Consider the following 14180-nt stretch of genomic DNA (forward strand, 5'->3'; position numbering starts at 1 on the left):
TTTCGACCAGTGTAACTCAAGGATGTTGTTATGTACCGGGTGGTCACCCCCCAAACGGCAGCCGAGCTGGATACCTACTACAGGCTGCGCCGGGAGATATGGTTGCGTCAGTCCTTCCATCTGCCAGTCGGCGCACACTCAAGGATCGCTTTATGTACCGGGTAGTCACCCCAGAAACACCAGCGGAGCTGGATGCTTACTATCAGTTGCGCTGGGAACTACTGCGCAAACCCTTCAATCTGCCCCTTGGCTCCGAGCGTGACGAGTACGATACCGTCGCCATTCACCGGCTGATGCTCTCACCCGACGGAACGCCCATCGCCGTGGGTCGCCTCTTTGTGGGCGGCGATGAAGCCCAAATCCGCTTTATGGCGCTGCGACCCGAATTTCGCGGCCAGGGGCTGGGCGCCCGCATGGTGGAAGATCTCGAGCAGCTTGCCCGCGACGAGAAGGTGAAACGGCTGGTGATGAACGCCCGCCAGGAGGCGGTGGAGTTCTATCGCCGCTGCGGCTTCCTCGAGGTAGGGGAAGGCCCCGTCTCCTTCGGCCGCATCCCTCACCGCCAGATGATCAAGTCCCTGAGTCCCATGCAGACCATCCAGTACCGTCCGGAGTGGTGCCAGGATCTCACCACCCGCTGGTCGCGGGGCATTCCCATCAGCGAGAAGATGGGGGTGCACATCACCCACTACGATGGCCAGACCTTCCACCTCAAGGCCAACCTGGCGGCCAATCTCAACGTCCACGACACCATGTTCGCCGGCAGCATCTACAGCCAGTGCGTGCTGGCGGGCTGGGGTCTCATCTGGTTGCAGCTCAAGGAGGCAGGGCTGGGAGGGGATACCGTGCTGGCCGAGGGCAACATCAAGTATTACCGGCCGGTGAGCGAAGAACCGGAGGCGCGGGTGGCCCGGGAGGGCATGCCCGCCGTGCTCGAGCCGCTGAGGGGCGGAGAGTCCGCCAAATTCAGCCTGCGGGTGCAGCTGTTCAGCGGCCGCAAGCTGGCGGTGGAGTTTGTCGGTCAGTACGTGGTACTGCCCATCAAGCGCGGCGCACGCTGATCCCTGATGTTCACAGCAACAAGGCCTCTTCGCGAGGCCTTGTTCGTTATTGGGCGGCCGGTGGCCGTGGGCGCCAGAGCGGGCCGCTTCGTCCCTGGGCGGGGTAGCGCACACCCGCCTCCCAGCCACAGGCGTCCTGTCCCGTGGGGAAACTCCAGCCCAGGTCGGGCGCATTGAGGGGGCCGCGCCAGCGGGCGAGCAGCTCGGCGCAGCGCCCCTTGTTCAGGACCCCGAGGTCGAGCTGCCACTGGTCTGCGGCCAGGTCGACACCCCCTTGCAGTGCCAGCAGGTGGGTGATGGTGGAGGCACCGCCTTGCTCGATCCGCACCTTGCCCTGCTCCGCCCTGGCATCCAGCCTGATCTGATAGAAGGGGGTGTCTCCGCGCTGCATCGCCTGCCACAGCGTCTGCGGTGTCAGATCGGGGGGGGTCTGCTCCCTGAACCAGTCATCCAGCAGGGGGTCGATGCCGACCTTGTCCCAGAAGGGATCCTTGCTCTCCAGGCTCAGGCTGCCCTGAAGGGTCCGGCGCCAGTTGGCCGTCTGCTCGCCGGGCTGCCCGTTGAGGTCGGCTTGCAGATCTGCCGCCAGATCCACCTTGCCCGCGAAGGAGACGGGGGAGTGCAGCAACTTGCCCCACTGCTCCAGATCCAGCTGCTTGCCTTGCAACTGCAGGCGGCTCTCCTGCCCGGGCGTCCTGCCCCACTGGCCGCTCAGGTTGAGGGAGCCCTCGTCGGGCAGGGAGGTGGTGAGGGTGTTGAGCTGCCAGGAACTGGGGGTCAGCTCGCCATCCAGGGTGCCGTTGCGAGCACTGAGACCGTCCCACACCAGCTCGAACCACTTGCTCTCGATGCGGGCACGTCCCAGCAGGGGGCCTGGCTGGTTGCCCCGCAGGGCGAGATCGTTCAGGTAGAGTTGCCAGCCGGTCAGGGAGAGGGGCAGGGTGTCGTCGAAAGAGAGCACCTTGAGCTTGTCGAAGGCCAGTTTGCGGATGTCGATCTGTTGCGGGCGCCAGCCCTGCCAATCCTGCCACCACCCCTGGGGCAAGCTGATGTCCATGCCGCTCAGGGCCAGATCCTTCAGGGTGAGCTTCTGCTGCTGGGTGTCGAGGGCCAGCTCGACGTTGAACTCCCCTTCGTATGCCTTGCCCCGCAGCTCGGCATCCAGCTGCCGGGGGGAGAAGGCGAGCTTGCCCTCGACGGCCTCAAGCTGGAACAGGCCGCGGCCCATGTCGCCCAGGGTGCCCGCCAGATAGCCGCTGGGCTGGCTGCCCGCCTGCCAGTCGAAGGCGGTGAGCTGGCCGTTGAAGTTGTTGAGGGAGAGCTCCTGATCGATGGCATTGATGCTCACCTGGGCAAGCTGGCCCCTGTCCAGGGTGATGCGGCGCAGGGGGAACTCGCCAGGGGGGATGTCACCAAGCTCGAGGCGCATGGCGCGGGCCTTGAGATCGTGCAGTTGCAGGCTGCGCTCTGGCCAGTTCAGCACCATGCCGGTCTCGAGCAGGCCGTCGAACAGGTTGGTGGTCAGTCTGTCGGTGCTGAGCACCTGCCCCTCCAGCCGCCCCTTGAGGCTGAGACGGGCCAGGGTGAACATGGGGGTCTCCAGCTGGTTGATGCCCAGGGTGAGGTTGGCCTGGGGCTGGCGTCTTGGGTCGATCAGTTCCCAGTCACTCAGGGACGCACTGAGGCCGCGCAGGGTCAGGGCCTCGCTCTGCAGGCTCAGGTTGTCGATGGTGCTGTCGCTGATGGTGAGGGAGTGAACCGGCAGGCTTGGCAACTGGTTGGGGAGCGGCAGCTTGATGACGGGACGGATGAGGTCCAGGTGGGCGATGCGCACATCCCGGTTCAACCAGTCGATGTGCTCGATCTCCAGATAGAGTTTTTCCAGCTGTACCGCATCCCCATAGCGCACCTGTTCCGCCAGCAGGGTGTAGGGGTGCAGCGGATTGAACACCAGCCGGCCAATGGTGACGGGCACCCCGGTCTGCTGGCTGAGCCAGTTGGCGATGGGGCCTTTGGCGCGCTCGGCATCGAACAGGCCGAGACCGACCCAGACAAAGAGCAGCAGGAAGGCAAAGGTGTAGAGCAGGCCGCGCAGCCAGGAATTCATCAGTGCTTTCCTCCTGTTTCTGTTGCTTGGTCAGGCATTCGAGTAGTGATCCCGTAGACCGAGCCAGCATCGTATCAAGGGTTCGACATGGCTCGGGTGTTTATTCATCAGGCAAGGTGACCCTCTTCTGCATCTGCCTTGGTCAAGCATTGGAGTAGTGGTCCCGCAGGCCCAGCCAGCGGCGGATCAGGGGCTCGACATGAGCCGGGTGTTTGTCCATCAGGCAAGGTGACCCTCTTCTGCATCTGCCTTGGTCAAGCATTGGAGTAGTGGTCTCGCAGGCCCAGCCAGCGGCGGATCAGGGGCTCGACATGAGCCGGGTGTTTGTCCATCAGGAAGCGCGCCATCTTCTGCACCTGAGGGATGAGCGGCTGGTCGCGCACCAGATCGGCGATCTTGAGATCGGCCAGGCCGGTCTGGCGGGTACCGAGCAGCTCGCCTGGGCCGCGCAGTTCCAGATCCCGCTGGGCGATGAGAAAGCCGTCATTGGTCTCCCGCAGTACCCCGAGGCGGCTCTGGGCGGTCTTGGACAAGGGGGCATGATAGAGCAGCACGCAGTGAGAGGCCACCGACCCCCGCCCGACCCGGCCGCGGAGCTGGTGCAACTGGGCCAGCCCCAGTCGCTCCGGGTTTTCGATGATCATCAGGCTGGCATTGGGCACATCCACCCCCACCTCGATGACGGTGGTGGCGACCAGCAGTTGCAGTATGCCCGCCTTGAACTCCTCCATCACCCGCTGTTTCTCGACGGGGCGCATCCGGCCGTGTACCAGGCCGATGTGCAGGCCGGGCAGCAGGGTTTGCAGCTCGGCGGCGGTGTCTTCGGCGGCCTGGCACTCCAGCACCTCCGACTCCTCGATCAGGGTGCAGACCCAGTAGGCCTGCTTGCCCTCCTCGCAGGCGAGCCTCACCCGCTCGATCACATCCTGGCGGCGACTGTCCGGCAGGGCGACCGTGGTGATGGGAGTGCGGCCCGGCGGCAGCTCGTCGATGATGGAGGTGTCGAGGTCCGCATAGGCGGTCATCGCCAGGGTACGGGGGATGGGGGTGGCGGTCATGATGAGCTGGTGGGGATGCACCCCTTCCCGCTCTCCTTTTTCTCGCAGGGCGAGGCGCTGATGCACGCCGAACCTGTGCTGTTCATCGATGATGACCAGGGCGAGGCGCTGGAATACCACCTGCTCCTGGAAGATGGCGTGGGTGCCCACCACCATCTTGACGCTGCCGTCCGCGATGGCGGCCAGCGCCTCTTCCCGCGCCTTGCCCTTCTGCTTGCCCGCCAGCCAGCCCACCTTGATGCCGAGCGGCTCCAGCCACCTGGCGAAGTTGATGGCGTGCTGCTCGGCAAGCAGCTCGGTCGGGGCCATCAGCCCCACCTGGCAGCCGTTGCCGATGGCCTGCAGGGCGGCCAGCGCCGCGACCAGCGTTTTACCTGAGCCCACGTCCCCCTGCACCAGCCGCATCATGGGGTGGCTCTGCTGCAGATCCCGGCCGATCTCCGCCACCACCCGGCTCTGGGCGCCGGTGGGGGTGAACGGCAGGGCGCCGAGCAGCTGCCGGACCAGCTCGGGAGCGGGTTTGAGGGCACGGGCCAGCTGGGTCTGTGCCTGGGCGCGTACCTTCAAGACCGAGAGGTTGTGGGCCAGCAGCTCTTCCAGTACCAGCCGCTGCTGTGCCGGGTGCTGGCCGCTCTCGAGCAGGGCCAGCGCCACCGAGGGAGGCGGGCGGTGCAGCAGCTTCAGGGCGGCGGCCAGATCGATCTGCTGGGGATAGAGGCCGGCAGGCAGCAGCTCCTCGACCCCGTAGAGGTCGAGCTGGGCCAGGGCCTGATCCGTGAGGCTGCGCAGGGTGAGCTGGCGCAGCCCCTCTGTGGTGGGGTAGACGGGGGTGAGGGCCTCTTCGGTCTGGCCGGCCTGCTCCTCACCGAGCAGCTTGTACTCGGGGTGGGCCATCTCCAGGCCGTACTTGCCGGGACGTGTCTCGCCGAAGCAGCGGATAAGGCGGCCCTGGGCCAGGCTGTTTTTCTGGGCAGCGGTGAAATTGAAGAAGCGCAGGGTCAGGCTGCCGGTGCCGTCGCTGATACGGCACACCAGCATGCGGCGGCGCCCCATCACCAGCTGGGTGTCCTGGATCTCGCCCTCGACGGCACCGTGCAGGCCGGGCGGCAGATCGCCGATGGGCCACACCTGGGTGCGGTCCTCGTAGCGCAGGGGGAGGTGGAACAGCAGGTCTTGCACCGTGGCCAGCCCCAGTCGCTCGAGTTTCTCCAGCATCTTGCTGCCGACACCCTTGAGGCTGTCGAGGGAGATTTTATCCAATTTCATCAATTAGATGCCCGAAAACACTGTAAATATGTCCAGATGATAGGGGGTGTTGCGGCCTCGATGCAAGCCGCGTTGTGCCGTTCCGGGCTGGTGGGCAAGGGAGCGGGGGAGGGTCATCCATGAAAAAGGCCTGCCGGAAACGGCAGGCCTTTTCACTGACGGGGCGTTCTGGCGGTCAGATGATGCGCTTGAGCAGGAGGTGAGCCTTGACCCTGTGGATCCGGGCCAGCAGCTTGCGCACCTGATCCGGGTAATCCTTGATCTGCTCTATCTGGTCGAAGTGACTGATGCGGCGGGTGTGGGCCAGGATGTTCTCCCGCTCCGCACTGAACTGCTCGCGCAGGTGATGGTGCTGGTCGTGTACCAGCAGGCCGTTCTCCAGATCCAGCGCCCAGGCTCGGGGATTGAGGTTGTTGCCGGTGAGCAGGGCCCACTCCTCATCCACGAAGATCCCCTTGAGGTGATAGGAGTTCTTCTCGCAGCACCAGAGCATGAGGTTGAGCCGGCCGTTGTCGATGTGGTGCTGGTTGCGCTCGGCAAACTTGCGCAGGTTGGTCTCGTAGAGATAGGGCAGACCGCCGATGGTGGAGAACTTCTCCTCCGGGGGGATGAAGAAGTCGTTGGCGGTCTTGTCGCCCACGACGATGGTCACCTTGCAGCCGCGTTTGAGCAGCGCCTCCACGTCCTTGTTCAACTCCTTGGGGGGGTTGAAGTAGGGGGTGCAGATGAAGATCTCCCGCTCGGTGGCCCGCACCAGGTTGCGGATCATCCGGTTGAGCTGGTTGCCCCGCTTGCCCAGGCCCACCATGGGGGTCACGGCGATCTCCCGATCGTTGGGCTGGATGCTCTCGAAGCGGTATTGGCAGAGGCGCAGACGCTGCTTGAAGCGGCGGATCGGTCCCTTGAGCTGCTTGGCGCCGGGGATGCTGGTGCGATCCAGCCGCTGGACGGCCTCGCTGCCGAGGAAGACGTCATCCACGTAGTTGACCATGCTGCGGGTCAGTGCCGGGCTGTGGATCTGGTGATAGCGATCGAAGCGGTAGCGCTCCTGCTGGTGCAGGTAGATGTCGTTGAGGCTGGCGCCGGAGTAAAGCAGGGTGTCGTCGAAGATGAAGCCCTTGAGGTGCAGCACCCCGAGCAGCTCGCGGCCCTTGACCGGCACGCCGTAGATCTCGATCTGGTGTTGGTGGCTGGCGGCCATGGCCTGGTACATCAGGTGGTTGCCCCCCTGCTTGCCCTTGCCGATCAGGCCGCGCTGGGCGCGGTGGAAGTCGACGAACACCTTGATGTCGAGAGAGGGATTGCGCTGCTTGGCGGCATAGAGGGCGGAGAGGATCTCCCGTCCCGCCTCGTCATCCTGCAGATAGAGCGCGATCAGATAGATGCGCTGGGTCGCATGGGCGATGAGCGACAGGATCCGGCTCTTGAAGTCTTTGGCGCTGCTGAGTATCTGGAACTGATCCGCGGCAACCGCGATCTGGGGTAAGCGGGTCAGCAACTGTCGATAATGTGCCGATGAATGCATAGAGAAGCCTGAAATCACGGGATGAAGCGTTCCACTCGGGGCGAAGAATAGGCAATTCTAGCAATCTGTGGCGATGGGCCCAAGCAAGAATCCGTAAAAAGTCGGTGCAATATCACATCGGGGCCGACGGATGCGGCCCCGATGTGTTTCCGTCAGAGGATGGCGCTGGCCGTGGCCACGATGAGGAAGGCGATGGTGCCGAGCAGCGTCTCCATCACGGTCCAGGTCTTGAGGGTGGTCTTCTCGTCCATGTTCAGGAAGCGGCTGACCAGCCAGAAGCCGGAGTCATTGAAGTGGGAGAGCACGGTGGCACCCCCGGCGATGGCAATGACGATGAAGGTCAGATCCAGTTCGCTCAGGCCGGTGGTGGCGGCCACGGTCGGCGCCATCAGGGCGGCGGTAGTGGTCAGGGCCACGGTGGCGGAACCCTGAGCGACCCGCAGCGCGGCGGACACCAGGAAGGCTGCCAGGATCACCGGCATGCCGGTATCGGAGAGCACGTCGGCCAGCGCGGTGCCGATGCCGCTCGCCCGCAATACGCCGCCGAACATGCCGCCGGCACCGGTGACCAGGATGACGGCGCAGACCGGGGCCAGGGCGTCGTTGCAGAACTTCTCGAGCAGCACCTTGCCCTGGCTCTGGCGGAACATCCAGAGGGCGTACAGCACGGTGATGAGCAGGGCGACCGGGGTCTTGCCGACCATGCGCAGCACGTTGACCCAGTCCGCACCCTTGTCGATGACGCCCATGACGCTCAGGGTGTTGAGGCCGGTATCCATGAAGATCAGCACCAGCGGCAGCAGCAGGATGGAGATCACTTGGCCGAAGCTCGGCGCCTTGTCGGAGAGTTGCTCGGCACTGGCGGTGAAGCTCGGGGGCAGGGGCAGCTCAAACTTCTTGCCGGACCAGAGCCCGAACAGGTAAGCACCCAGATACCAGGTGGGCAGCGCGACCAGCAGGCCCACGACGGTGAGCAGACCGATGTTGGCACCCAGCAACTCGCTGGCGGCCACCGGGCCCGGGTGGGGCGGCAGGAAGGCGTGCATCACCGCGAAGGCGCCGGCGGAGGGCAGGGCATACTTGAGGACGGAGCCGCCGAACTGCTTCGCCACGCTGAAGATGATGGGCAGCATGACGATGAGGCCGGCGTCAAAGAAGATCGGGAAGCCGAACAGCAGGGAGGCCACACCCAGCGCGAAGGGGGCGCGGTGGGAGCCGAAGCGGTTGATCAGGGTATCGGCCAGTACCTTGGCGCCCCCCGTCATCTCCAGGATCCTGCCTATCATGGCGCCGAGGCCGACCAGCAGCGCGACCGAGGCCAGGGTGCCGCCGAAACCGGTCAGCATGGTGGGGATCACCTGGTCATAGGTGACCCCGGTGGCCAGGGCCGTCAGCATGCTGACCAGGGTCAATGCCACGAAGGCATGTACCTTGAATCGCATGATCAGCACCAGCAACATGACAATGGCTCCGCCCGCTACCGAGAGCAGATAGGTGACATCGGGTGTGTTCATTGCTCCGTCCATAAAATTGTCCTCAAATGGTTCTGTTTGTTGTTCTGCACATTTCTGTGCTGCACTTCACATTGCGAAACGTTACCGGTAACATGTTACCGGTAACGTGGTAGCTTAGAACCCATCAGGCGAACGTTTTTTGAAAAGTGAGAGAGAGGTCAAATAATGGCGGGCAAGTGCATTATCGTGATGGGTGTGTGTGGCAGCGGCAAGTCCAGCATCGGCCTCAAGGTGGCCAATGCCCTGGGGGCCAAGTTCATCGACGGCGATGATCTGCACCCTCGCGCGAACATCCAGAAGATGGCGGCGGGCAACCCGCTCAACGATGAAGACAGGGCCCCCTGGCTGGAACGGATCCGCGATGCGGCCTACAGCCTGGAGCGCAAGAACGAGCTCGGCGTCATCGTCTGCTCGGCCCTCAAGAAGCAGTACCGCGACCAGATCCGCGAGGGCAACGACTCGGTGAGTTTCCTGTTTCTGGATGGCAGCCAGTCCCTCATTCTCGAACGGATGCGGGCACGGCAGGGCCACTTCATGCGCGAAGCCATGGTACAAAGCCAGTTTGATACCCTGGAGCGACCGGATGGCGAGCCCGGCGTGTTTCGCATCGATATCGACGGGACCTTCGAACAGGTGGTCGACCGTGCCGTCACCGCGCTGACGCAGGCGCAATGAGCCATGTCGCGCGCCCGGCTGCAGCCGACCGCGCCCGTATATAGAGTTGGAGAGAAAGCTATGACCCATCCCGTGATCACCCAGGTGACCAACCGCATCCGCGAGCGCAGCACCGCCCGCCGTGCCCGCTTCCTGGCCCGCATCCAGCGCCAGGCCGATCAGGGCAAGACCCGCGCCTCCCTCTCCTGCGGCAACCTGGCCCACGCCGTGGCCGCCTCGAGCTGTGACGAGAAGGGGCGGATCCTCGACATGACCCGCGCCAACGTGGCCATCGTCACCGCCTACAACGACATGCTGAGTGCCCATCAGCCCTATCAGGGCTACCCGGACATCATCAAGGGCGCCCTGGCGGAGCTCGGCCACAGCGCCCAGGTCGCCGGCGGCGTGCCCGCCATGTGCGACGGCGTGACCCAGGGCCAGCCGGGGATGGACATGTCCCTCTTCTCCCGGGATCTCATCGCCCAGGCTACCGCGGTCTCCCTCTCCCACAACACCTTCGACGCCACCCTGCTGCTCGGCATCTGCGACAAGATTGCCCCGGGCCAGATCATGGGGGCGCTCTCCCACGCCCACCTGCCCACCGCCTTCGTGCCTGCCGGCCCCATGGCGAGCGGCATCAGCAACGACGAGAAGGTAAAGGTGCGCCAGCAGTACGCTGCCGGTGAAGTGGGCCGCGACGCCCTGCTCAAGATGGAGTGCGGCGCCTACCACGCGGCGGGCACCTGCACCTTCTACGGCACCGCCAACACCAACCAGCTGGTGTTCGAAGCCATGGGCCTGATGCTGCCGGGCTCCGCCTTCGTGCATCCGCACAGCGAGCTGCGCCACGCCCTCACCGAAGAAGCGGCCCGCCGCATCAGCGCCATGATCCCGGGCTCCCCGGCCTATCGCCCCCTGAGTGCGGTGATCGACGAGCGCGCTCTGGTCAACGGCCTGGTGGCCCTGCTTGCCTCCGGCGGCAGCACCAACCACAGCATCCACATGGTGGCGCTGGCCCGCGCCGCCGGGCTGGAGCTGACCTGGGACGACCTGAGCGATCTCTCCGACGTGGTGCCGCTCCTGGTGCGCATGTACCCGAACGGCCCGGCGGACGTCAACGCCTTCGAACAAGCGGGGGGCGTGCCCGGCCTGATGCGTCGTCTGGCCGAAGAGGGGCTGATCCACATGGATGCCACCCCGGTCTTCGGCGAGATGCAGGACTACCTCAGCCGTCCGGCACTGGTGGATGGCAAGCTGGTGTGGCAACCGGTGGGCGAGAGCGCGGATCCGAGCGTGCTCTCCCCCTCTGGCAGCGAGTTCCAGGCCACCGGCGGCACCAAGCTGCTGGCGGGCAACCTGGGCCGCGCCGTGGTCAAGGTCTCCGCCGTCGCGCCCGAGTATCGGGTCATCGAGGCCCCGGCCCGGGTCTTCTCCTCCCAGCATGCGGTGGAGGCGGCCTACAAGGCCGGTGAGTTGAACCAGGACGCCGTCATCGTGGTGCGCCACAACGGCCCGGCCGCCAACGGCATGCCGGAGCTGCACAAGCTGATGCCGGTGCTTGGCAACCTGCAGAAGGCGGGTCACAAGGTGGCCCTGGTCACCGATGGTCGCCTCTCCGGCGCCTCCGGCAAGATCCCGGCCGCCATCCACGTCACCCCGGAAGCCCTGCACGGCGGGGCCATCGGCCTGCTCGCCGATGGCGACCTGCTGCGGGTGGATGCCGAGTCCGGCCGCCTCGACTGCCTGACCGATTTGAGTGGCCGTACCCAGGCCGAGATCGACCTCACCCTGGAACAAGAGGGGTGGGGCCGTGAACTGTTCAGCGTGATGCGTCGCGCGGTATCGAGCGCCGAGTGCGGCGCCACCATCTTTGACTAAGGAAGAGCTATGCAGAACTGGAAAGTGACCCCTGCCGAGGTGTTTGCCGCCTCCCCCCTGGTACCCGTGATGGTCATCAACGACCTGGATCAGGCCCTGCCCATGGCCAAGGCCCTGCTGGATGGCGGCATCTCGGTGTTCGAGATCACCCTGCGCACCCCGGTGGCGCTGGACGCCATCGCCCTCATCGCCAAGGCGATGCCGGATGCCATGGTCGGTGCCGGTACCGTGCTCAACTGCGCGCAGTTTGATGCCGCCGTCGCTGCCGGTGCCCGCTTCGTCATCTCCCCGGGCATGACCCCGGCCCTGCTGGCCCACGCGGCCAAGAGCACGGCGCCGCTGATCCCGGGCGTGGCCACCCCGTCCGAGGTGATGCAGGCGCTGGAAGCAGGCTACGACCACCTCAAATTCTTCCCGGCCGAGGCGAACGGCGGCACCAAGGCACTCTCCGCCATCGCGGCGCCCCTGCCCCAGGTGAAATTCTGCCCCACCGGCGGCATCGGCCCGAAAAACGTGGCCGACTACCTGGCGCTGAAATGTGTGGCCACCGTTGGCGGCTCCTGGATGCTGCCGGCAGACGCCGTCAAGAGCGGCAACTGGGAGGAGGTGACCCGCCTCTCCCGGGAAGCGGTTGAATTGGTTAAACGCTAAGCAAATATCGTTTAGAAAAATTAAACAGGCCACCCCCGGGTGGCCTGCTGTTTTTCCGCCCCCGGGGGGGGTGGGCCGTTTGCTTCCGGCCTCGCCCTGGCTTAAGGTCGGGGGCCGCCCCTCTCCCCTGGAGCCTTCATGTCCTGTCTGCATCCATCCTACCCGCAAGGGCACTTCACCGCGCTGCACTGCCACCCCCATGCCCAATACTGCTATCTGCACGACGGGGGCGGCATCATCACGGGGCGAGGGGAGGGAGAACTGCTGGTGGCGGGCCAGGTCTGCTTTATTCCGGCGGGGTGGGAGCACGAGTTTCGCGTGCTGCGCCGCTCCCGGCTCTCCCTCCTCTATGTGCCGACGTCGGCCCGCACCGCCTTCGGCCCCTTGCAGGCCAGCCCGCTGCTGGCGGGCCTCTTCGCCCGCCTGCCCGAGTTGGCCGAGGAGGAGGTGAAGGGAGCCTATCTGACGGTGCTTGGCCAGGAGCTGGAGCGCGCCGATCCGCTCGCGGCGCGCATTCCCCTCACCGGGGTGCCGGACCCGCGCCTGCTGCGGGTGCTGGACAGGGTGTGCCAGGCACCCGCCATCCATCTGACGCTGACGGCGCTGGCGGCAGATTGCGGCGCCTCGGTGCGCACCCTCAACCGGCTCTTCCTCCAGCAGCTGGGGTGCAGCTTTCGCCAGTGGCGGGAGCAGGTGGTGCTGGGACGGGCGCGCCAGTTGCAGCACCGGGGGCTCACGCTGGCCCAGATCGCCGATCGGCTTGGCTACGAGGATCCCGGTGCCTTGTCCCGCGCCCTCCAGCGCCTCGCCCGGCGCGAACCGGCGGCCTGAGGGCCCGTCGTCTGCCTTCCTGCCCGCCATGGCGGTGTCTGCGGGTTGCCGGCAGTCAGCGCCGTGAGCCGATATCCGCATCCTCCTTGCTGCCTGCCAGCAGACAGGTCACCTCGTCGGTATGGCAGATCCGATCGCCGCGAAAGGTGAAGAGGCCGCTCACCTTGCAGACCAGGGTGCCGCCGTCCTGGCGGGTGGCCCGCACCACATGGGTCGAGTGCACCCGCTCCCCCTGCGCCAGGGTGGAGACAAACTCGATGCTCGCCCCGGCCAGATGGCGGCGCAGTGTGGCGATGTGCTGGTGAAACGCCGGGTAGTCGAGCCGCTCGCCGTTCACCTCCTGGCAGTAGTCGGGGGTGAACCAGTCGTCGAGCTCCGCCAGGGGGAAGGCGGGATCGCAGATGACGCGCTGCAGGCAGGCTTTCAATCGTTCGGTGTGGTGCATGGTCTGCTCCTGACAGGGTGGATGGAGGAGCCAGCATAGGCCAGGGGACGGCGAGGGGAGAGGGGAGAAGGCGCCATCATGGCGGTCGAACGCGCCATGATGGCCAGGGATCAGCCGAGGCTTTCCCCCTCATAGAGGGAGAAGCCGATGTCCTTGCACCTGGTCGCCAGCGGCTGGCCGCCGAGGCGGGCCAGCAGCATGATGGCGGCTTCGCGACCTATGGTCTCGCGGGGGGTAACGATGCTGGCGAGCTTGGGGGTCATGGCGTGGCCGATGTCGAGGGCGTTGCTGCCGGCGATGGCCACCTGCTGGGGCACCGGGATCCACCTGGCCTGGCATTGCAGCAGGGCCCCCACCGCCAGGTCGTCGTTGGTGCAGAACAGGCCGTCGAGATCGGGGAAGCGCGCCATGGCCTGGGCCAGCAGCTCTCCCCCCAGGGTGAAGCTGGAGGATTGCTCCGTCAGCAGGTGCTGGCCGGTCAGACCGAAATCGGCCATCGCCTGGTAGTAGCCTTCCATTCGCAGCTGGGTGCGCACGTCGAGCCGGGCGCCGAGGTAGATCACCTTGCGCCGTCCCCGGCGCAGCATCTCTGTTACCATGGCCCGGGCGGCGGCCCGGTGATCCATGCCCACCACCATGTCGATGGGGGAGAGGGGCAGATCCATGGTCTCCACCACCGGGATGCCGGCGGTGGCGATCATCTTGCGGGTGCGCTCGGTGTGCTGGGTGTCCGAGAGGATGAGCCCGTCCACGTTGTAGGAGAGGAGCGAGGCGACCTGCTCCTCCTCCCGCTCCGGGCTGTAGCCGTAGTGGGCGAGCAGGGTCTGGTAGCCGGCGGGCCGGGTCACCGCCTCGATGCCGTGGATCACCGCCGAGAAGACCTGGTTGGAGAGGGAGGGGATCAGGATGCCGATCGCCTTGCTGGTGGCGTTCGACAGCATGTCCGGCGCCCGGTTCGGGATGTAGCCGAGCTCCTCCACCGCGGCGGCGATGCGCTCGCGGGTCCCTTCGGCCACGGCGGACGGGTCGCGCAGGTAGCGGCTGACGGTCATCTTGGTGACACCGGTCAGGTCGGCAATGTCCTGCAGGGTAGGGCGGCGCTTGCGGGTGTCGTTCATCTGGGGATCCGGCAAAAAATGTTACACGTAACATTACCGTTTTTGCACGGCAATGTCAGCATATGACGCCAT

General features: G+C 65.7%; 11 protein-coding genes. 5 read left to right on the forward strand and 6 right to left on the reverse strand.

Annotated elements, in window-relative coordinates:
• Positions 1–152 precede the first annotated feature (152 nt).
• The gene (locus tag PG879_RS09220) at positions 153–1061 is read left to right on the forward strand and encodes a bifunctional GNAT family N-acetyltransferase/hotdog fold thioesterase (protein WP_010672532.1); all 909 of its coding nucleotides are present in this window, start codon (positions 153–155) and stop codon (positions 1059–1061) included.
• A 46-nt stretch (positions 1062–1107) separates the two neighbouring features.
• On the opposite strand, the gene PG879_RS09225 is transcribed toward PG879_RS09220, so the two are convergent.
• The 4 genes from PG879_RS09225 to PG879_RS09240 form a co-directional block, all read right to left on the reverse strand.
• A complete protein-coding gene (locus tag PG879_RS09225) occupies positions 1108–3168 on the reverse strand; it encodes an AsmA-like C-terminal region-containing protein (protein ID WP_104452036.1) in 2061 nt (686 codons plus the stop codon).
• Between the two features lie 254 nt (positions 3169–3422).
• Positions 3423–5492, reverse strand: coding sequence for an ATP-dependent DNA helicase RecG (recG, locus tag PG879_RS09230; protein ID WP_048209245.1), 2070 nt, complete (start codon positions 5490–5492; stop codon positions 3423–3425).
• A 175-nt stretch (positions 5493–5667) separates the two neighbouring features.
• A complete protein-coding gene (gene pssA, locus PG879_RS09235) occupies positions 5668–7017 on the reverse strand; it encodes a CDP-diacylglycerol--serine O-phosphatidyltransferase (RefSeq protein ID WP_039039506.1) in 1350 nt (449 codons plus the stop codon).
• 152 nt (positions 7018–7169) lie between these two features.
• On the reverse strand, positions 7170–8531 hold the full coding sequence (locus PG879_RS09240; RefSeq protein WP_270830049.1) for a GntP family permease: 1362 nt from the start codon (positions 8529–8531) through the stop codon (positions 7170–7172).
• Between the two features lie 165 nt (positions 8532–8696).
• Between PG879_RS09240 and PG879_RS09245 the strand changes: the two genes are divergently transcribed.
• From PG879_RS09245 to PG879_RS09260, 4 genes are all read left to right on the forward strand, one after another.
• Positions 8697–9206 carry a gluconokinase gene (locus PG879_RS09245; RefSeq protein ID WP_039039504.1) on the forward strand — a complete coding sequence of 170 codons (510 nt, stop codon included), beginning with the start codon at positions 8697–8699 and terminating at the stop codon, positions 9204–9206.
• A 60-nt stretch (positions 9207–9266) separates the two neighbouring features.
• Complete coding sequence (edd, locus tag PG879_RS09250) at positions 9267–11063, forward strand: phosphogluconate dehydratase (protein ID WP_039039503.1); 1797 nt, start codon at positions 9267–9269, stop codon at positions 11061–11063.
• Between the two features lie 9 nt (positions 11064–11072).
• Positions 11073–11714 carry a bifunctional 4-hydroxy-2-oxoglutarate aldolase/2-dehydro-3-deoxy-phosphogluconate aldolase gene (locus tag PG879_RS09255; RefSeq protein WP_221436185.1) on the forward strand — a complete coding sequence of 214 codons (642 nt, stop codon included), beginning with the start codon at positions 11073–11075 and terminating at the stop codon, positions 11712–11714.
• Between the two features lie 138 nt (positions 11715–11852).
• Positions 11853–12545 carry a helix-turn-helix domain-containing protein gene (locus PG879_RS09260; RefSeq protein ID WP_270830050.1) on the forward strand — a complete coding sequence of 231 codons (693 nt, stop codon included), beginning with the start codon at positions 11853–11855 and terminating at the stop codon, positions 12543–12545.
• Between the two features lie 55 nt (positions 12546–12600).
• Here the strand turns inward: PG879_RS09260 and PG879_RS09265 are convergent, their stop codons facing one another.
• On the reverse strand, positions 12601–12990 hold the full coding sequence (locus tag PG879_RS09265) for a nuclear transport factor 2 family protein (protein WP_042881919.1): 390 nt from the start codon (positions 12988–12990) through the stop codon (positions 12601–12603).
• Between the two features lie 110 nt (positions 12991–13100).
• Positions 13101–14108: a substrate-binding domain-containing protein gene (locus PG879_RS09270; RefSeq protein ID WP_039039499.1), complete on the reverse strand. Its 1008-nt coding sequence runs from the start codon at positions 14106–14108 to the stop codon at positions 13101–13103.
• Between the last annotated feature and the right edge of the window lie 72 nt (positions 14109–14180).

Source organism: Aeromonas sp. QDB63, assembly GCF_027707425.1.
In the GTDB taxonomy this organism is placed as follows: domain Bacteria; phylum Pseudomonadota; class Gammaproteobacteria; order Enterobacterales; family Aeromonadaceae; genus Aeromonas; species Aeromonas caviae.